We start from the raw sequence: 18,066 nt of genomic DNA, 5'->3' as shown, positions 1-18,066 counted from the left end.
GCCGACCCAGGCCGCCGGCGGTGGCTCCGCCGCCGACGCCGGCCGGCAACGCCGCGCCAGCACCGCCGAGCATGCCGCGGTTGCGGGTCTGCAGCCGGGCTCCAATGCCGCGGAATGTGTCCCGAGACGTGGAACCAAGCAGCGCGCCCGCGCCCTGGCCGAAGGACGCCGCGCCGCGTCGGCCGGCACTGCCGACCGCGCGCATCAGCTGAACATCGGCGAACGCGAACAGCTGTAGGAGCAGGAACGGCGAGAACACTGCGGCGATCATCACGACGACGCCGCTGAGAATGGTCAACGTCTGATCGGCCGCTGAACCGGTGCTGTCACTGGCCATGCCGGCACCAAGGGTGAAGATCACGTAGATCACCGGCTTGGCGAACACGAGTGCGACGAGGATCTCGGTGGCGCGCTTCATCCAGGCGCTGGTCGACATCGCGGGCTGCCCGGCGAGGTAGATCGGGATGAACACCGCCACGACGATGATCACGACTTTCCGGATGTAAAGCACCACGAAGAGCGCGAATGAGAACAGCGCGACCAGCAACGAGAGCACCATGTCGAGCGCGAAGTTGCCCTGTTCCGGCAACGCTCGCAGCTGACCGACGAGACTCGCGCCCAGCGGCTGTCCGTCGCCGAACGCGTCGGCGACGCCGTCGGACGCGGTGAGCACCATCTGCAGGAGGGTCAGCGCGACGAACGAGCCAAGAATTGCCGTGCCAGTGGAGGCGATCGCCCGCGCGAAGACGTGCGGGTCACCACGGACGGCGCCCACGACGCACGAACACAGGAACAGGCCGGTCACGATCAGGACCGCGACCCCGAAGACGATGTTGTAGTTCTCAACCACGTAGTCGGCCCGCAGGTCAACGGCCGTCTTCTGCGACGCGAAGCTGAACACCGACGACGACAGATCCGCCGCCATGTTGCAGAACGCCGTGCCAATGGAGTCAAGAAAACTATCCGCCGTCCCGGAGACAGCGTCCTTAAAAGGGCCGAACGGGTCGAAGCTAATGGCGAGGGTTTGTGACTGCGACGGGCTCATGGTCATGTCGAAGGACCCCCGATGTAAGAAAACCGTCGGAAATTTTCGCCCGGCCTTTGAGTGATTGTTGGACCCCTAGACCCGTCGACCGCTGCTGAGAGCTTCCAGTCCTCGTTGTCCCAGCGTACGGTGCAGTCGTCGGAGCCCCAAATTTCTTGTGGTGCGGCCACCTGGTTGGTGTTGTCGTAGATTCCAAATCCGCCGACTGACCAGATGGATATTGTTGCAGAATCATGTGAAGACGTCTTGGCGATAAATCCGACTACTCGAAGGTTGAAGTTCAAATTAGGGTCCGTGATTGAATTTGCGCCCACACTTGTTGCATTTTTTTGGTCTGACTTGATTATACGATCGCTCACTTGGTTGCCGGCGTCGCCTGTTGCAATTGAGTTCAACACTAGTTGGATGCGTGAAGGCTCACGATTGCGGACGTCGCTGTACGCGGAGACGTAGTTGCCGCAGGCGCTGATGGCGCCGGCCTCGGTATGGGGGTAGCCGACCGGAATTCCGAACTCGTTCACTCGGCTCGGCGCGCCTGGCAGAGCGCCGGCCGGTTCGGCGGTATGGTCCACGCCGTCAGAGGCTGGCGATGGCACCACGGTCACAGTGGCTGTGGCGGGTGGCGGGGAAGCGGGAGGGGTGCTGGCTCCCAAGGGCTGGCGGTCGTCGGCTGACGTCGAGTGCCGGCCGAGGACCAACCCGATGGGAAGCATGACGGCGGTCGTGACGACCACCGCCGCGATGATCACCAGGACCAGTCGTCGGGTTGCCCACTCCATGATGTCGGCCAACGCGCACTCCCCCTCCCCGTCGGCAGGGCCATCATCCCAATACCGGCCCGCCCGTACCTGGAGAACATCTCAGGTGTTTGCGGAAGGTTCGTCATGGACCACGGCGGCGCTGTCCACCAGCTGGACCACCGCCGGAGGGCGTGGGCTACCGGTCCCGCCGGTCTCGAGTGGTCCGGCGGACGCCGAGCTGCCGGTCGCGAGGAAGAAGTTGACCAGCACCGCGGCGATGCCGACGAGGAATGCCAGCCCGCAGCCGGCGAGCACCCCGCTCTTGCCCACGGACGAGGCCCGGTCGAGCCCCATCCGGTCGCCGAGCGCCCAGGCGATGCCGCCCAGGAGAATCGAGGCGACCGCCGCGATGGCCGCGTAAGCCGCGAGGCCGTTGACCAGGTCTTTCAGGGCGTTGAGGCCGGGCGCCTTCGTCGGGTCCGGTGTGACTTCAACCGCCGCGAGCAACACTGTCGCCCGCGCGGATGCGACATCGGCGATCATCATGGGTCCTTCCTGCGGGCACTGCGCCCCAACGGACCGCAGGTCTGGCGAATCATACGACGGGCGTCCGCAGCGTTTCCGGAGTGCTCCCCCGAGTTGTGTCGTTGGTCGTTGCGCCCGTCTTGGTTGATTCCTCGGCCGCGAGCCTGACTAGCCGTTCGACCACGGCGACCCCGAGATAGAGGTAAGACCGCCGGGTGCTGGCGCGTAGCCGGGGAATGCGCACCGGCGCGCGCCGGCTCGGGTCGAGCCGGCTCTCATAGGGGATCCGGACCAGGGCGTCGACGTGTCTGGTCAGCCGGCCGGCGGCCGCTCTGGTGCGCGGCGACCAGCGGCCCCGCCGTGGCGAGACCACGGCGGCGATCACCGGCGGCCTCCGCCCCTGCGCGTCGACGGGGAGCAGGGGCGCCGCGGGGTCGCGCAGCGCCGCCGCGGTCCGGTCGAGGTCCGCCGGCGCGGCGAGGCTCACGACGACGACCAGGTCGCTTGCCCGCAGCGCCGTCGGGGACAGCGGAGCGTCGATGGGCGCATCCACCAGTACCAGCGGGTAGGCGCGGGTTAGGTGGCTGAGAGCGGTTCGCAGCATCCCGGGGGTGACGGTGTCGTCCGCGGGGACCATCGCGCCGGAACCGCCGCCGGTCCCCTCGCCGCGGCTGAGCGGCACGACATCGAGTTCCGGGGTGCCGGGCCGGGCCGGGCCCCCGATCAGCTCGCGGAGCGCGCCGGCCGCGCCGCCGCGGCGGCGGGCGATGTCCGCCACGGTGACGTCGCCGGGCGCCCCCACCCGGGGGCACAACGGGTCGCCGCGTGGCTCGTCCGGGTCCTCGTCCGCCCAGGTCCGTGGGCGCAGGTCGACGGCGAGAACGGACTCGCCCCGCGCCCCGGTGAGCACCAGGCCGAGGATGCCGACCAGCGTGGTGGTACCGGAGTAGGGGAACGCGGAGGTGACCCCGATCCGCCACGACCCGGGCAGGTCGGCCGCGGCCCGGTCGGCGAGCGACTCGCGCAGCGGGATCTCGTCCCACGGAGCCAGGTCGTCATCGTCGTGGTCCGCGTCCCAGCTCCAGTCCTCGTCGGCGGGCACGGCGGGTGGCGGTCCCGCCGAGGGCCGGCGGGCGGCGGCCGACCCGGCGATGACAGCGGGCAACCTGGTGCCCGCTGGACCGGCCGTCCGCGCCTCGGCCCGGCCGGCGCTCGCCCACGCCTCTTTCGGAACCGTCGTCGCCTCGCTCGCCGTCGGAGCCGCGGACGGCCGCGGCCTGGCCGTCGGCGGCCGGGCCGCCGGTCGACCACCGGCAACCGGCGACGGTGGTGGTACTGGTGGTATCGGCGGCGAGAACGAGGTCGCTTCGGCGCCCGGCGGCATCGAGGGCGGTGGTGGTGCGACCGTGGGCCGCTGCCTGGGCGGCACCGCCCGGTCGCCTGGATCTGGTTGCGCCGGTTCCGGACCGCGTGGCGCGGCCGCGAATGGAGTCGCCGGCAGCCAGCCCGTCCGCGCCGGAGACGGCTGCCTGGGGGGGCCATCCTCGGCTGGCTCGGGCCGCGGCGGCCGGCTCGCCCCGCCGCCCGCCGGGGTGACCGTGGGCGGAGGCGCGGTCGGCGGTGCGACCGGCTGGGTCGTCACGTCCGCGAGGGCGGGCTCCGGTCGCCTCGCCGGCTCTCGCCGGGCCTCGCTCGCAGGCGGGGGATCCGTCGGGCGGCCATCGAGGTGGAACGCCTCGTCGCCGTGCGGGGCGGTCGTGGACGGGGGAGCACCCGCGCGCCCGCGCCGGTGGCGGCGCCTGCCGGACCGCGACGAGGGTGACGTGCCCGGGTCGTCGGCGTCCCCGTGACGTAGATCACCGCTGTCCTCGCCGGACGGTGGGGTGGTCGCGGAGAACTGTGCGCCGATGAGGGATACCGGTCGCGCGTCGCCTTCCTCGCCGTACGGTGTCGGTGGCACATTGCTCACGTGCCGTCGCCCTCCTGGCTGGTTCAGGCTCGTTGGCCCCGGTTGAGATTACTTACCGTTACTTAGTTCGGATTACCGTCCAATCGAGGTAACCCGAGACGCTGAAGTATGACAAGCTCCGACAGAGCCTAACCATGGTTACCTAGGGTGGTGTACCGTCCGTAGCCGGTATCCGAGCCCGGGCCTGTCCGGGCATTCGGTGCGCGGATTCGTCACGGTCGGCGACCAGGCCGGCGGCCCTCCTCTCTGATGCCGCGGCCGAAGGAGGCGCGATCGTGCTCGTCATGGCACCCGCCGCCCGAGGCGCTGACGAAACCGGCAACTGGGATGCCGGCGTCTTCGGCCGCCTGCCGGCGTGCGTGGCTTCGCCACCGTCGCGCTCGCTTTGGCCTGTGACACCTGAATGGTCGTTGGGCGCGCGAGGCTTCGCCTTCGTCGCGTGTCCTGTGGCCTGACCCGTTCGAAAGGGGCAGCCGCTATGCAGGAGGGCGTGCCGACGGCGCGCGACCCGGCGGGCACGGGCGCCGTCCCGCCCCGGCACCCGCAACGCGTTGACGACGACGACGTGCTGACGGTGGACGAGCTGGTTGTCTGGCTGCGGCTTTCGGAGAGCACGGTGCTGCGGCTGCTGTCCGAACGGGCCATCCCCGCCCGAAAGGTGGGACACCAGTGGCGGATCCGCCGCGGACGGGTTCGGGACTGGTTGGACGGGCGGGAGTGAGCGTACGGACGCCCGGGGAGGGGCCTCGTCCGGAGGGCGAGGCCGAATCCGGCGCGGCGGTGCGACGGGCGCGGGATGTGCGGGATGTGCGGGATGTGATGCGCGCCGGCCGCGGCCCGGCGCCGGCCCCGGCCCCCTCTCGGGCCGGTACTGCCCCGGCGGCCCAGCCCGCCGCGGCCGTTGCCCGTTCGCCGCGCGCCACCGTCGGGACGGCGGCGTCATCCGGGCTTGGGGCCATCCTGGCCGCCGCCGTGGTGGTGGTACTGGCCGCGGTCTCGGTTGCCGGCTGTTCCGCGCTGCGCGACCGGACGGATCGGGCCGTCTCGTCGGCGACACCGCCGGGCACGACCGGGCCACCGCCCGGCGCGAGCCAGGCACCCGGGCCACCGCTGGCGACCGCCTCGGCGGGCGAGCCCGGCACGGGCACGCCGCCCGACCTGGCCGACCCGGCCGCCGTCGCCACCTACTGCTTCGCCCGCTGGCAGTCGTTCGACGCGCGCTCCGACGCGGACCTGGCCGCCGGGGTCGAGCGCGCCCAGGCCGACGGCTGCTTCACCTCCGACTTCCTCGCCCAACTGACCAGCGCCGGCGCCGGCTCGGGCGGGGCCGGTGGCACGGGTTCTCCCGCTGTGGACGGCCAGGCCTGGGAGGAACAGCGGGCGCATGGTGCCCGCTCGACGGTCACCGTGCTCGCGGCCACCCCACTCGCCGACACCGCCGCGACCGGCCGGGTGGTCTACCTGCTGAACGCGCGCAGTGTCTTCGTGACCGACAACTCGGCACCCGTCGAAACCGTCTCCACTCCGACGGTGACGCTGCTGCGCGACACCGCCGGCCGGTGGCGGATCGCGGGCGCCGACCTGTCCGACAACGCGGGCGACGCGCCCGGGCGCTGACAGACTGGGAAATGTGCGATCATGATGGGTGATCGCGCGTCGCGGGGTGGCGCCCGGACGTCGAGCGGGCGCCGGGAGGCGGCCACCAGGCACCGGGCGGTCGGCACACCGCCAACCAGGTACTCCGCGAAGGGCGAAGGGTAGGCGGGGATGGCTCGGGGACCGCGCGGCCCGCGCGCGTGGCTGCTCTGGCTCGGCGTCGGCGGCATGGTCTCGATCGGCGGGATCATGCTGTTCATCTGCCTTGTCGTCCTGCTCATAACCGGTCCCTTTTTCAGCGACCAGGACAATGGCCCCCGAACGATTACCAACTCCAAGGGGATACCGGAGGAGTACCTCGGGCTGATTATCTCGGCGGCGAACGACGCCGGGTGCGCCGAGGTCACCCCGGCGCTGCTGGCGGCGCAGCTCTTCCAGGAGTCCGGCTTCAATCCGAGCGCGACGTCGCCGGTGGGCGCGATGGGCATCGCCCAGTTCATGCCGGGCACCTGGGCGACGCACGGCGGCGGCGGAGACGTGTGGAACCCGGCGGACGCGATTCCCGCCGCGGCCCGCTACGACTGTGCCGTCGCGGCGTCGGTGGCCCGGATCCCGGGGCCCGGGCAGGAGAAGATGCTCGCGGCCTACAACGCCGGGCCCGGCGCGGTGCTCGCCTTCTCCGGCATCCCGCCGTTCCCGGAGACGCGCAACTACGTGCGGACGATCCTGGCGAAGGCACGCGAGTACGGTGACGCGCTCGTGCCTGGCGCCGCGGTGCCGGCGGGCGCCGTGGCACCGGTACTCGATTTCATGAGGTCCCAGGTGGGCAAGCCCTACGTGTGGGGAGCGGAGGGGCCGGGCGCCTGGGACTGCTCGTCGCTGGTGCGAGCCGCCTACCGGACGGTCGGCATCGAGCTGCCGCGGGTGACCACCGATCAGCTCGCCGCCGGACCGGTCGTCTCCGGCGTGGACCTGCAGCCGGGTGACCTGCTGTTCATCCCCGGCTCGGACGGCACGGTGGCCGCGCCCGGGCACGTTGGGATGTACGTCGGCAACGGCCAGATGATCGCGGCCAAGGGTGCCCGCTGGGGCGTGGTCGTCTCGGACATCTCCAGCTGGACGGACGTCGTCGCGGTCACCCGCCCCTTGGCTGCCGGGGCCTGATCGCGCGCTCGCCGCTAGACGGCGACGTCGCTGACGAAGTTCGACATTCCGTCGCCGAGTTGCCCGAGCCAGCCGAAAGCGGTGTGGACGAAGCTGGCGGCGTCGCTGGGGGCCGTGGCTATGTAGAAGGCCACGAAGATCCAGAATCCCCATGGATACAGAAGCTTCTTCACGCCAGACCTCACTGTGATCCGGGCGCCGATCGGCGAGCGATCGTGCGGTGTCGAGGACTGGCGACGCGGCGGCCACCGTCTCGCCGGCGCGCTTACCGCATCACCAGATTCGATTTTCTACTCACGGAGAGTGTTTATCGCAAGCCGACCCGCCGCACTGGGAACACGGCAGACCACAGAATGTGTGTGTCCTGGCGACCTGTCTGTAATCCGGACAAGGGCTGACTAGGAACGGACAGGAAGCTGACAGTAGCGATCTGGAGTCGTTCCGCGTTCTACTGGCCTCGGCACCTCGAGCCGGTTGACGTCGACTCCCTGCTCGAGGTGCCTCTGTGACATTGGCTCAAACAGGAATGCTTTGGGCGAAGCGGAAGAGGTTGTCAGGGTCGTAGTGGGTCTTGACGGTGCGCAGGCGGGGGAGGTTCGCGCCGTAGTAGGCCTGTGCCCAGTCGGTGAGTTCGGGGTCGATGTAGTTCTGGTAGGCCTGACCGGAGACGTGGGGAGCGGCCGCGGCGACGGTGTCGCGCAGCCAGCGGCTGTTCGCGTCGAGCACTTCGGCCGAGGCGCCGGCCGGGTAGCCGCCGAAGTACTGGATGCTGGCGATCGCGTCCCGGTGGACGAAGGCCGTCTCCGCCGGGCCGACTCGCCCGATCGCGCCGCCCCAGGCGTCCAGGATGATCCCGCCGCTGGCGGTGGCCAGCGGGTCGTGTTGGCGTTCCTCGATCATCCGGACGAGCACCTCGTTCCCCGCGGCGGCGAGCGGGTCGCGCAGGATCGACGATGCCGCCCGCTGGCCGGGCCGGCGCGCACCGGCCCTGATCCCGGCGGTGCTGCCGCATTCGCCGCCGCTCGCCGAACAGCCGCCCTCGACGCGCATCGCGGCCAGGAAATCGTGTTCGGTGATCGATGTGCCCGTGGGCGCGGCCGAGCGCACCGCCGCCCGCAGATCGGCGAGCGGCCCGGCCAGTCCCGCCCGCGCGCCCGCGAACACCCCGCTGATCCGCATCGTCGGCGCGGATCCGCCGGGCGCCGAGCCCGCGACCAGCGTCGACCACAGTTCGTCCGGCATCGCGCCGAGCTTCCCGGTGACCCAGTCCTGCCACGCGGCGAGTACCTCCTGCGCCGCCCCCCACGGCCAGCGCAGCGAGAACAGGGTCAGCGAGCGGGCGGGGTGGGTGGCGAACCGGAACGCGGTGACGATTCCGAGGTTGCCGCCTCCGGCCCCGCGCAATGCCCAGAACAGGTCGGCGTCGTGGTCCTCGTCGACCCGCGCGGTCTCGCCGGAGGCGAGTACGACGTCGGCGCCCGTCATGTTGTCGCAGGTCAGGCCATACAGCCGGCTGAGTACCCCGACCCCGCCGCCAAGGGCGAGCCCGGAGATGCCGACCGTCGGGCATGATCCGCCGGGGATCGCCCGCCCGACGCCCGCCAGACCGGTATAGACCTTGATCAGCCGAGTGCCGGCGCCGACCGTCGCGATGCCGTGGTCGTCGACGCTCACCTGGTTCAGCCGGGTGACGTCGACGACCAGTCCCTCGCTCGTCGAGTAGCCGCCGTAGCTGTGCCCCCCGCAGCGGGCAGCCAGGCCCACCCCGGTAGCCCTAGCGAACCGGACCGCGCTGGCGACGTCGTCCTGGTTCGCCGCGTAGGCGATGCCCTGCGGGCGGACGGTGTCGAAGGCCGGGTCGAACAGGGCCCGCGCGGCGTCGTACTCGCCGTCGCCGGGTCGCACCAGCTCACCGGTCAGCTTCGCCGCCAGCGTGTCCCAGCTCTGCGCCGGATCGAGAGACGGCGACGGCCCTGGCGGGCTCGCCGTCGCGCTCGGGCTGGGCGTCGGCGTGGGCGAGCCGTCCGACGAGCAGCCGGCAAGCAGGCCTCCGCCGCCGACGGCCGCGCCCCCGAGCACCGTGAGCCCCGCGCGCAGCACGGCGCGCCTGTCCGGTACGGCCTCCATGTCCGGACCTTAACTGTGCATACCCCCAGGCCACAGGTCGTTCGCCCGGCTTGACGGCGCGCAATGGCTTGAGGCCCACGAGTGACAGGAGGTCGATCGCGCGTGACGAGCGGCGGGCCATGCGCGACGAATGTCCGACCCGTGGCCTGGCGGGTCTCCAGCTCATGCACGGTGGTCAGCCGACCGTGCCTGGCGGGCGGTGTGCCGGGTGCTACGTCGCGGGCGGGACCACGAGTGCCCGGACGATGTGGTCCGTCGAGTCGATCCGGACGAGGGTGGACTCGTAGTACAGCGAGGCATAGACCGCGCCGGACGGGTCGACGATGATCGAGCCCACGCTGCCCAGGTCGGCCTGGGTCGCCAGTGTTCCGTCCAGGCCGCCGGAACCGGACGAGCCCACGCCCGCGTACGTCGTGATGACGCCGTCCACACCAACTCTGCGGATCCTGCCGTTGGACTGGTCGGCGATGTAGAGCGAGCCGTCGCCGCCGAGGGCGAGGCCGCTCGGGTCGTAGAGCAGCGCCTTCGCCGCCGGGCCGCCGTCGCCCGTGTCGCCGCTCGTGCCGGCGATGCCGGCGACCGTGCTGATGACGCCCGCCGGGGTGATCTTTCGGACGGTCTCCAGGCTGTCGTCGGAGACGTAGATCGTTCCGTCGTCGGCGACGACGAGCCCGTTCGGCGAGGGCAACGTCGCCTTCGTCGCCGGTCCGCCGTCGCCCTCGCGGTTGCCGGCGCCGGAGCGGCTGGCCGCGCCGGCGACCGTCGAGATCAGACCATCCTTGGTGACCTTCCGAATCCGGTTTCCCTCGGCGAGGTAGACCGAGCCGTCCGGGCCGATCGCCAGCGCCGTGGGCCCGTAGAGCGCGGCCTTGGTCGCCAGGCCCGAGTCCACCGTGAAACCGTCCTCGTCGGCGCTGACGCCGGCGAACACGAACGCCTGGCCGCCGGGCGTGACCCGGTAGACCTGGCTGGCGCCGTAGTCGGCGATGTAGACGACGCCGTCCGGCGCGACCGCCACCGCCCGCGGATCCTGCAGGACGAGCGACAGCGCGGAGATCCCGCTGGCGGGAATCGGGGCGGGGCTGGGCGTGGGGGACGGGCTGCTCGTCTCCGTCGCGGGCGTACCCGACGGCCGCGGCGCCGCCGGGCCGACGCCAGCGATCTTGCGCAGGTTGCCGTCCGGGTCGAGCTGGTACACCGCCGCGGTGCCGTCGGACGCGCCGGAGGCGGCGACGAAGACAGAGCCGTTCTCGGCCAGGCCGATTGCCCCGAGGTAGCCGCCACCGGTCAGAACGCGCTGCTCGCCGGCGTATCCGGCCTTCGCGCCGCCGGGGCCGCCGCGGGTGGCCAGGACCAGGCCCACGACGAGCGCCGCGACGCAGACGACGCCCACCCCCATGGCGATGAATGCCGTCCGGCGGCGCGCGCTGGGGCGGGCGCGCCGACGACGACGAGTGGGCGCCAGCGAGGGGGAGGCCGGTTCTGGATGCGGCGGGAAGCCCGCCGGACCGCCGAAGCCGGGTGGCGGGGTGCCGTTCGCCGCGTAGGGCTGCCACCCGGCCGGCCCGGCCTGACCAGCGGGCAGTGGCTGGCCAGGCTGCGCCGGCGTCGTCGGGGTGGGCGGCGGCGTGCCCAGCGGGGTCGAGCCAGGCGGCGTGATGATGGTCGGCTGGGCCAGGTGGTGCGCGGGCGTCGTCCAGGCGCCGGAGGGGGTGAAGGGGGCCGGCAGCGTGTCGCCGAGGCGGTGGCCGGCGGCGGTGAGCACGTCGTCAGGCAGCCGGACCGGCACCCCGGTCGTGGTGAGCCACCCGGGGCCGAACACGGCGGTCGCGGCGGCGGCCAGATGCAGGGCCAGCTCGTGCGCGCTCGCCGGCCGCTCGGCCGGGTGCTTGGCCAGCGCGGCGAGCACCACCGCGGCCAGCGGCGCCGGGACCTCCGGCAGCGGCTGGGGCGGGACGGACAGGTGATGGTGCAGCAGCGCGGGCACCGTGAGCCCGCGCGGGAAGATCGGCCGGCCGGCGAGCAGCTCGTAGAGCACGATGCCGAGGGCGTAGATGTCGGTGCCCGGGCCGAGCCTGCTGCCCTCGATCTGCTCGGGGGCCATGTAGCGCGGAGTGCCGACCAGGCCGGTCGTCGTCACCGCGGTCGTCTCGACGATCTTGGCGATGCCGAAGTCCGTCACCTTCGGCACGCCGGACGCGTCGAAGAGCAGGTTGTCGGGCTTGATGTCCCGGTGCAGCACGCCGATCTGGTGCGCCGCCGCCAGCGCCGTCGCCGCCGCGAGGCCGACCGCGCAGCCCGCCCGCGGGTCGAGCCCGCCGGCGGCCATGCGCTGGCGCAGGCTGCCGCCGGTGAGCTGTTCCATGACGAGCAGGCAGAGTCCCGAGTGCTCCACGTAGTCGTAGACCCGGACGATGTGCGTGTGGTCCAGGCCGGCGAGCACCCGGGCCTCGGAGAGGAACCGGGTGCGCAGGTCGGACGACTCGTCCCCACCCGAGCCGAACACGCCGCCACCGGGCCCGGACGGGCCGCCGGCTGGCCCGCCGCCGCTGCCGGAGCCGGCGCCGGCAGCCTCGGGGTCGAGCAGCACCTTGATCGCGACGGCGCGCCCCATCAGCCGGTGGCGCGCGGCCAGCACCGCGCCGAAGCCGCCTCGGCCCAGCTCGGCCCCGATCTCGTAGCCGGGCAGCGCGGTGGCGATCAGGTCAGGCATGGGCGTCGGCATCGTCGGGGCTGCTCCCATGTCCAGGCGTCTGTGGTCGGGCGACGGGTGGCCGGGACCGCGGAGGCTCCTGGCAGTGGCGGGTCGACCGGCACCGGGGTTCGGGGCGACGGCGGGTCCGGCCGCGGCCATCGGGCGCGTGCGGGAGGGGATCTCCCCGCGCGCCCCGGGCCGCGGCTGGTCAGCTCTGTTGGGCGATGGTGGTGATGGTTCCGTTCGGGTCGATCCGGCGGATCACCTTGTTGCCGTTGTCGGCGACGTAGATGGCTCCGCCCGCGTCGACGACCACCGAGGTCGGGTCCGAGAGCTGGGCCGCGTTGGCCGGGCCGCCGTCCCCGGTGTAGCCCTCGGCGCCGGTGCCGGCGATCGTGGTGATGATCCCGTCCGAGGTGACCTTGCGGATCGTCTCGCTGCCGTAGGCGCAGATGTAGACGGTGCCGTCGTGGCCGAGGAACACGTCGGGGATCGACAGCGTGGCACTCGTGGCCGGGCCGCCGTCGCCGGTGCGCCCGGTCTTGCCGTTGCCGGCGAAGGTGGTCAGCATGCCGGCCTTGTCGATCTTCTGGACGGTGTCGCTGCCCAGGTTCGCGAAGTAGATCGTGCCGTCGTCGGCCAGGCTGATGCTGTTCGGGCCGTCGAGCTTGGCCTGGGTCGCCGTGGTCGGCGTTCCGGAGTAGCCCTTCTCGCCGGTGCCCGCGATCGTGGTGATGATCCCGTCCGGGGTGACCTTGCGGATCCGCTGGTTGTCGTAGTCGGCCAGGTAAAGGGTGCCGTCGGCCGTGACCGCGATGCCCTCGACGCCGTTGATCTGCGCCTGGGTGGCCGGGCCGCCGTCGCCGGAGTAGCCGGCCGTGCCGATGCCGACCACCGTCGTGATCTTGCCGCTCGGGTCGATCTTGCGGACGCGGTAGTTCTGCGTGTCCGGGATATAGAGGTTGCCGGCCTTGTCCCAGGCGACCCGGCCGGGACCGTACAGCTGCGCCGCCGTGGCCGGGCCGCCGTCACCCGAGAAGCCGTCCTGCGCGTTCCCGGCGATCGGGGTGACGACCCCATCCTTGGCGATCTTGTGCACGATGTGCGTGTCCAGGTTGGACACGTACAGCGAGCCGTCGTCGCCGATGCTCAGGTCATACGGGGCGAGGTTCGGGATCCGCAGCGCCTGGCCCGAGTAGCCGACGGCCGTCGCGGGCAGCCGGTGGGACCGGTCGAGGAACACCGCGGGCGACCCGTCGTCCTCGCCGCCCCCGCCGCTGGACGCCGCCAGCACGATCGCGGTCGTGAGGCCCGCGATGAGCACGAACAGCAGCGTCGCGACGATCCAGGTCGCTCGCGCCGAGAGGCCGAACAGCCCCTTCTTGTCGTTCTGGCGTGCCCGGTGCGCTGGCAGCGGTGGCTGGGGCCGCGGCTGCTGGGGAAGTGGCTGCGCCGGCCGCGGCGGCTGGAGCGGCTGACTCGTCGTCGGCCAGGGGGTGGCGGGCGGCGGGCGGTAGCCGGAGTTGGTCGGCGAGGTGACCCGGGGCGTCGGCCCCGGGGTGTTCGACGGGGGCGCGGGGGTCACCGGGCGCGGGGACGGGGTGGGTGGCCCCGCCCAGTTCCCGGAGCCGCCCGTCGGCTGCTGCTGGAACGGCCGCGCCGGAGGGGGCATCGGCTGGCCGAGCAGGGGCCGGCCGGGGACCGGCTGCCCGGGTCCTGGCGGGTAGGCCGGGCCGCCGGGCAGGTTGGGGCGTGGTCCGTACGGCTGCTGCCCCGGGGCGCCGTAGCCACCACCGGGACGTGGTCCCACGGGCGGCGTCGCCGGGATGCCGGGGCGAAGCGGCGGCCCGACGGGCGGCGCGGGGAAGGGCGGGTTCGGGGTCGAGGACGTGCCCTGCGCGGCCTCGCGGACCTCGTCGTCGACACGGATCTTGACGTCGGACCTGGTGAGCCAGTTCGGGCCGAAGGCCCGAACGCTGGCCCGTGCCAGCTCCAGGGCGAACTCGGTGGCGTCGCCGTAGCGGGCCGCCGGGTCCTTGGCGAGGGTGCGCATGATGACCGCGGAGACCGGCATCGCCACGTTGGTCAGCGGATCCGGTGCCACGTTCAGGTGGTGATGGGTGAGCGGCTGCACGCCCATCGGCTTCCCGAAAAGCGGTCGTTCGGCGAACATCTCGTAGAGCACGCCGGCCAACGCGTAGAGATCGGTTGAGGGGAACAGCCGGCTGCCGAGGATCTGCTCGGGTGCCATGTAACGGGGCGTGCCGAGGATCGCGCTCGCCGTCGTCTCGGCGCCGTCGAAGATCTTGGCGATGCCGAAGTCGGTCACCTTCAGCAGGCCGCCGCCGTCGAACATGATGTTGTCCGGCTTGATGTCCCGGTGCAGGACGCCAGCGGCATGGGCGTTGGCGAGCGCGGCAGCGCCCGCGATGCCGACCGCGCAGATGGTCTCCTGGCTGACCTTCCCGGCCTGGATGCGCTGCTTGAGCGTTCCGCCGGAGAGAAGCTCCATCACCAGCAGGCACGTGCCCTCGTGCTCGACGTAGTCATGCACGCGCACGATGTGTGGATGGTCGAGCTCGGCGAGCACGCGCGCCTCAGCGAGGAAGCGGGCACGCAGCTCGGGGTCGTCGGAGGTGTCGAGGAGGATCTTGATGGCGACCTTGCGGCCGATGAGCCGGTGCTGGCCGGCAAGCACGAGGCCGTACCCGCCCTTACCGAGGTCACCTTCGACCTGGTAGCCGGGAAGCGCCGCCTCCACCAGAGAACGATCGATTAGCAAGGTCTGGTCCCGTTCGCCGCCGGCCACTTCACGCGGACGTACAAATCACGAAGGCCGCGCCCGGGCCGCAAACACACCCTTCGTCGTGTACCCGGCGATACTACGGCCTGGTACCCCCGAGATCGCCCCTGGCGGGGGTCAGTTGGTGGGCGTCGGATGTCTGACACGGTGTGCACCCATCTTCTCACCGACACCGGCGGCGGCCCGTCGGCCGCCGATCGGCTCTGGGAGGTCCGGACTGGCCGCCTAGTTGCTTGAGGTCGGACGCGCCCGACAGGCATCAAGCCCCCACCTGGCCAATCGGTGGGAGAGGAGGCGTGGAGACTGGCGGTAGCAGATCTCAGCGAGCAGGTCTGGAACCGAAGGGTGGTCGCGCGATGCCGAGTTCACTGCCGAGCTCCGAGCCCTCTCACCTGGATGGCGAGCCGGTCGTCATCACGCAGACGCCGGAATGGGCGGCATTGCGGGCGCATCACGCCGAGCTGGCTGGTGCCGGCCTGCGCGCGCTGTTCGCCGCCGACCCGGGCAGGGCTGACACGTTGTCGGCGGAGGCCGACGGCCTGTATCTGGACTTCTCGAAGAACCTCCTGACCGCCGAGACGGTCCGGCTGCTGGTGGCGCTGGCCGAGCGGGCCGGGCTGCCCGCCCGGGTCGAGGCGATGTTCGCCGGCGAGAAGATCAACACGACCGAGCGTCGCGCCGTGCTGCACGCCGCGTTGCGTGCCCCCGAAGGCGAGACGATCGAGGTGGACGGCGTCGACGTCGTCCCCGGCGTGCACGCGGTGCTCGAGCGGATGTACGCCTTCGCCGACCGGATCCGTTCCGGGGCGTGGACGGGTGCCACCGGCCGGCACATCCGCAACGTCGTCAACATCGGCATCGGCGGCTCCGACCTCGGCCCGGCGATGGCCACCGAGGCGCTGCGGACGTTCGCCGACCGCTCCCTGACGAGCCGGTTCGTGTCCAACGTGGACGGCTCCGACATCTGGGAGGCGACGCACGACCTGGACCCGGCCGAGACGCTGTTCATCGTCTCGTCCAAGACCTTCACCACCCTGGAGACCATCGCCAACGCGCGGACGGCCCGGGCCTGGCTGGTCGCCGCCCTCGGCGAGGACGCCGTCCCCCACCACTTCGTCGCGGTGTCGACGAACGCCCAGAAGGTCGCCGAGTTCGGCATCGACACGGCGAACATGTTCGAGTTCTGGGACTGGGTGGGTGGCCGGTACTCGATGGACTCGGCGATCGGCCTTTCCCTGGCGGTCGCGATCGGGCCCGAGAACTTCCGCCAGCTGCTCGCCGGGTTCCACGCGATGGACGTACATTTCCGCACCACGCCGCCCGGTCGCAACCTTCCGGTCCTGATGGGGCTGATCGGCCTGTGGTACCGAGACTTCTTCGGCCTGCAGACGCACGCGGTGCTGCCGTACAGCCAGTACCTGAGCCGTTTCCCGGCGTACCTGCAGCAGTTGGACATGGAGAGCAACGGCAAGTCGGTCGACCGAGCCGGCCGGCCGGTCACCATGGACACCGGGCCGGTCGTCTGGGGGACCCCGGGCACGAACGGCCAGCATGCCTACTACCAGCTGCTGCACCAGGGGACGACGGTCATCCCCGCCGACTTCATCGGGTTCGTCGCACCGCCGCACACCCAGGTCGGCGGGACGGGAGCAGCTGACCAGCACCTGCTGCTGATGGCCAACTTCTTCGCCCAGACCGAGGCGCTGGCGTTCGGGAAGTCCGCCGCCGAGGTCGCCGCCGAGGGGGTGGCGCCCGAGCTCGTGCCCCACAAGGTCTTCACCGGTGACCGGCCGACGAACACCCTGCTCGCGGGGGAGCTGACCCCGTTCACCCTCGGACAGCTCATCGCGCTGTACGAGCACAAGGTCTTCACCCAGGGCGCGATCTGGGGGATCAACAGCTTCGACCAGTGGGGCGTCGAGCTGGGCAAGGTGCTCGCCGGCCGGATCATTCCGGAGCTCGCCGCCTCCGGTGAGCCGGAGCTCGCGCACGATGCCTCGACGAACACCCTGATCCGCCGCTTCCGCGCCGGCTTCCCAGTGTCCGTCGTGGCCGGCTGACGCGGGGCGCCAGGCACTTCCGGGTCCTTGGCCCTTGGCCGCGAGCCTTTGCGCTGAGGGCCCGGCGGCCGGCCTCATGTTACTCTCCGTAACCATCTCGCCGCGGGGGAGCCGGCGGCCATGGGATCGGGGGTGAGATGCAGGTCGACGCCGGGGCTTTGCGGATGACGGTGCACCGCGATGCGCGGGGCGGCGAGGACGTGCTCATCGAGCTCGTCGGCGAGCTGGACGGGCCTGGCCGGCGCTGCCTGCGCGACCAGGTCGGCGATCTGCTCGGCCGCGGCGGCTGCACGGTGACTGTCGACGTCGGTGGCCTGCGCCAGGTGGACATTCCGGCGCTCGCCGCGCTGTTGCGTGCGGATCTGCTACTGCGGCGCGTCCACGCCACGCTGGAGGTTCGCGCGCCGACGCCCGCGTTCCTGGAACTGGTCGCGGCGACCGGACTGACCGGCCGCCTCCGCGTCGTCCCGGCGCAGCCGGCCCTCTCCGCCGACTCGCGCCTCTCCGCCGACTCGCGCTAGTTCGGTCCGTGGGAGTCCGCGGACGTCCAAGGTCGGACGTCCAAGGGAAGAAGTGGGGTCAGTGGTAACCCGCCTCGGCCCCCCCGGACAGGACGCCGGCCTCGGCCGCGCGGACCGCCGAGTGGGTGAAGGCCAGCGTCGCGTCGGCGGGCACCAGATCGGCTGTCAGGAGGTCGACCGGCAGGAGGCGAAGGGTGCGGCGGTGCTCGGCCGCGACGGGCCGTTCGGTGCTGTCGGTCGCCGGCGCGGTTGGTGTGGTTGGTGTGGTTGGTCCGGATGGCGGGATCGGCGCGGCAGTTGTCGCCGCGAGTGCTCCGTCGTCGCCGGTGGCCGTCTCCTCGGTGCCGCCGGTGGGTACCAGGCGCAGGGCGGACCGCTCCGAGCCGGTCAGCCGTCGTTCGACAGCGTTCATCAGCAGCATGACGAGCATCAGCAGCAGCGGGAACCCAACCACGAGAACGGCCGACGGCGCGGTTACCTCCACCTGAACCCCCTGAAAGGCCTGGTACCAAAAGAACGCGTGGTCCTTGCCGCGGTGGGCGCGGACCGCGACGAGGTAGCCCATTTATCAGCTACCCACCGTTGCCACTTTGTCACTCTGCAGTACCACCCTCACCCATGACGAGTTAGCCTCTCCGCGCATACCGCGTGAGGTAGCCGTAAAACCGAGGTGGTCCCAAATGCCGGTGTCAAACCGGTATCGCCTGCTCCGCCCCGACCTGCCCAGCCGGCCGAGGAAGCGGCGGTCGGAGAAGGCGCCCGCCCCTGCACGTTCTCACCGCTCGGACGACTCGGCAGCCCGGCCGCCGCCGCTGCCCGGA

At 71.7% G+C, this 18,066-nt stretch carries 14 protein-coding genes; 5 read left to right on the top strand and 9 right to left on the bottom strand.

What is annotated here, in order from left to right; translation table 11 throughout:
* The 4 genes from FRCN3DRAFT_RS42880 to FRCN3DRAFT_RS0205860 form a co-directional block, all read right to left on the bottom strand.
* Positions 1-1,045 (bottom strand): TrbL/VirB6 family protein (locus FRCN3DRAFT_RS42880; RefSeq protein ID WP_425343318.1); only part of this gene is annotated, 1,045 nt, incomplete at its 3' end.
* Positions 1,046-1,047: 2 nt separating this feature from the next.
* Positions 1,048-1,836, bottom strand: a complete 789-nt coding sequence (locus FRCN3DRAFT_RS51075; protein ID WP_106410147.1) for a DUF8175 domain-containg protein — start codon at positions 1,834-1,836, stop codon at positions 1,048-1,050.
* Positions 1,837-1,905: 69 nt separating this feature from the next.
* Entirely contained in the window at positions 1,906-2,328 is a 423-nt protein-coding gene (locus FRCN3DRAFT_RS0205865) for a DUF6112 family protein (RefSeq protein WP_027140300.1), read from the bottom strand.
* 52 nt (positions 2,329-2,380) lie between these two features.
* Positions 2,381-3,412 carry a MinD/ParA family ATP-binding protein gene (locus tag FRCN3DRAFT_RS0205860; RefSeq protein WP_007516203.1) on the bottom strand — a complete coding sequence of 344 codons (1,032 nt, stop codon included), beginning with the start codon at positions 3,410-3,412 and terminating at the stop codon, positions 2,381-2,383.
* 1,345 nt (positions 3,413-4,757) lie between these two features.
* Between FRCN3DRAFT_RS0205860 and FRCN3DRAFT_RS51070 the strand changes: the two genes are divergently transcribed.
* The 3 genes from FRCN3DRAFT_RS51070 (at position 4,758) to FRCN3DRAFT_RS0205840 (ending at position 7,039) form a co-directional block, all read left to right on the top strand.
* The gene (locus FRCN3DRAFT_RS51070) at positions 4,758-5,000 is read left to right on the top strand and encodes a helix-turn-helix domain-containing protein (RefSeq protein ID WP_007516202.1); all 243 of its coding nucleotides are present in this window, start codon (positions 4,758-4,760) and stop codon (positions 4,998-5,000) included.
* A 251-nt stretch (positions 5,001-5,251) separates the two neighbouring features.
* Positions 5,252-5,896 (top strand): hypothetical protein, encoded by a 645-nt coding sequence (locus FRCN3DRAFT_RS0205845; protein ID WP_232793937.1) that lies wholly within the window; start codon positions 5,252-5,254, stop codon positions 5,894-5,896.
* Positions 5,897-6,046: 150 nt separating this feature from the next.
* Positions 6,047-7,039: a bifunctional lytic transglycosylase/C40 family peptidase gene (locus FRCN3DRAFT_RS0205840; RefSeq protein ID WP_007516200.1), complete on the top strand. Its 993-nt coding sequence runs from the start codon at positions 6,047-6,049 to the stop codon at positions 7,037-7,039.
* A 14-nt stretch (positions 7,040-7,053) separates the two neighbouring features.
* On the opposite strand, the gene FRCN3DRAFT_RS54850 is transcribed toward FRCN3DRAFT_RS0205840, so the two are convergent.
* The 4 genes from FRCN3DRAFT_RS54850 to FRCN3DRAFT_RS0205820 all read right to left on the bottom strand — a co-directional run bounded on the left by FRCN3DRAFT_RS54850 (position 7,054) and on the right by FRCN3DRAFT_RS0205820 (position 14,622).
* Positions 7,054-7,212, bottom strand: a complete 159-nt coding sequence (locus FRCN3DRAFT_RS54850; protein WP_007516199.1) for a hypothetical protein — start codon at positions 7,210-7,212, stop codon at positions 7,054-7,056.
* A 343-nt stretch (positions 7,213-7,555) separates the two neighbouring features.
* On the bottom strand, positions 7,556-9,166 hold the full coding sequence (locus FRCN3DRAFT_RS0205830) for an FAD-binding oxidoreductase (RefSeq protein ID WP_007516198.1): 1,611 nt from the start codon (positions 9,164-9,166) through the stop codon (positions 7,556-7,558).
* A 211-nt stretch (positions 9,167-9,377) separates the two neighbouring features.
* Positions 9,378-11,879, bottom strand: a complete 2,502-nt coding sequence (locus FRCN3DRAFT_RS0205825; RefSeq protein WP_232793936.1) for a serine/threonine-protein kinase — start codon at positions 11,877-11,879, stop codon at positions 9,378-9,380.
* Positions 11,880-12,069: 190 nt separating this feature from the next.
* Positions 12,070-14,622, bottom strand: coding sequence for a protein kinase domain-containing protein (locus FRCN3DRAFT_RS0205820; RefSeq protein ID WP_106410146.1), 2,553 nt, complete (start codon positions 14,620-14,622; stop codon positions 12,070-12,072).
* A 398-nt stretch (positions 14,623-15,020) separates the two neighbouring features.
* On the opposite strand from FRCN3DRAFT_RS0205820, the gene pgi reads away from it, so the two are divergent.
* Together pgi and FRCN3DRAFT_RS0205810 are read left to right on the top strand one after the other, a co-directional pair.
* Positions 15,021-16,724, top strand: a complete 1,704-nt coding sequence (pgi, locus tag FRCN3DRAFT_RS0205815) for a glucose-6-phosphate isomerase (RefSeq protein WP_007516195.1) — start codon at positions 15,021-15,023, stop codon at positions 16,722-16,724.
* A 137-nt stretch (positions 16,725-16,861) separates the two neighbouring features.
* Positions 16,862-17,245, top strand: a complete 384-nt coding sequence (locus FRCN3DRAFT_RS0205810) for an STAS domain-containing protein (protein WP_007516194.1) — start codon at positions 16,862-16,864, stop codon at positions 17,243-17,245.
* 58 nt (positions 17,246-17,303) lie between these two features.
* On the opposite strand, the gene FRCN3DRAFT_RS0205805 is transcribed toward FRCN3DRAFT_RS0205810, so the two are convergent.
* A complete protein-coding gene (locus tag FRCN3DRAFT_RS0205805; RefSeq protein ID WP_131803420.1) occupies positions 17,304-17,729 on the bottom strand; it encodes a hypothetical protein in 426 nt (141 codons plus the stop codon).
* Positions 17,730-18,066 lie beyond the last annotated feature (337 nt).

It is taken from the genome of Pseudofrankia saprophytica (assembly GCF_000235425.2).
Classification (GTDB): domain Bacteria; phylum Actinomycetota; class Actinomycetes; order Frankiales; family Frankiaceae; genus Pseudofrankia; species Pseudofrankia saprophytica.
This window is presented reverse-complemented; position numbering and strand designations above follow the sequence as displayed.